Below are 1,294 nucleotides of genomic sequence, written 5' to 3' on the forward strand. Positions count from 1 at the left end.
CGCATTTACCTTACTACTTAAAAGAAGGTATGGAATACATATTACCTGGAGGAACTAATTTAGCAGCCTTCATTTATGATAAGTTGTATGGTGAGTTTTATACACACCTGATTTTATGGATCAGAAATTTTTTGATGGGTGAACCACAATTCTATTACGATTTATACTATAAGATATTTATCATTTATATCATTTCAGCAATCATGATTGTTGTTTTAAGACTGTTAGAAAAGAGAATCGATTGGAAGTTTTTCTTATTTGCGGGTTTATACTTCATCATAGCATGGTTTATCTATGTATCTAGCATAAGAGGTTATTTTGCAATTTATTTTATTGGTCTGACAGTTTATAAACAGTTTCATATTTATGAAAATCTGGTTGAAAACGCCAAGGATCTAGGTGAAGGTACTCGATATTACAATTATACTTCTGCTATCATGGTAGGGGCTATTATAATGGTATCGGTATTGTTTGTAACAAATATCATCTTTATATTCTTACCAATTGAGTCATTGAACAATAAAGTGCATCAGGTTGTACCTAGCATTTCTTCCATTCGTTCGGATTTTAAAACGATACCGAGTTCAAGGGTCTTTAATTTTTCATCCACCATGTATTCGCCCAATGATTATTTGGGTGGCCCTATTTTAGAACGGGACTACTCCGTAATCATGAGAGTAAAAAGTAACGAGGGCTCTCTGTATTTAAGAGGACGTGCAAAGAACGTTTATGATGGAACCAGTTGGACATCTGACTTTGAGACGTATAGAAACAATATCAACAACAATCCTGAATCAGTTATTCCAAGTGAACATTTGGAAGAGATAACATTATATCCGGAGACCTTAAAGACTAGAACTATTTTTTCTCCGTATAAGTATTACAGCAGTAGTTTTATGAAGAAACAGATTTTTGGTAATGAGGATGATATTGTATACAGAAAGTCTCGTACAAATATCAGTTTGGAAAGGTACTCTGTGCAATATATCAAGCCGGAGTTTGTACATCTCTATGATCCGTTTGATGAATCCTTGGTTGAAAACTATCTTCAGTTGCCTGAAGAAGGACTGACCAATACAATTGCATTAACAAAGCGAGTGACAACAGATCTTGAAGATCCATACGAGATTATGAAAACTTTAGAACGTTACTTAAGAGATAACTATCGGTATACCCTAAACACCAGAGAAGTGAATACAAATTTGGATTTCGTGGAACACTTCTTATTTGAAGAGCAAAAAGGCTACTGTACTTATTTTGCCACCTCTTTAGCTGTGATGGGACGTATTGCAGG

General features: G+C 34.5%; 1 protein-coding gene. It reads left to right on the top strand.

Annotated elements, in window-relative coordinates; translation table 11 throughout:
* Positions 1 to 29 precede the first annotated feature (29 nt).
* Positions 30 to 1,294, top strand: a 1,265-nt coding sequence (locus JF818_RS12605; RefSeq protein ID WP_198892342.1) for a transglutaminase domain-containing protein, incomplete at its 3' end; no start/stop codon positions are given.

It is taken from the genome of Sphaerochaeta sp. S2, assembly GCF_016406725.1.
Taxonomy (GTDB): Bacteria; Spirochaetota; Spirochaetia; order Sphaerochaetales; family Sphaerochaetaceae; genus Sphaerochaeta.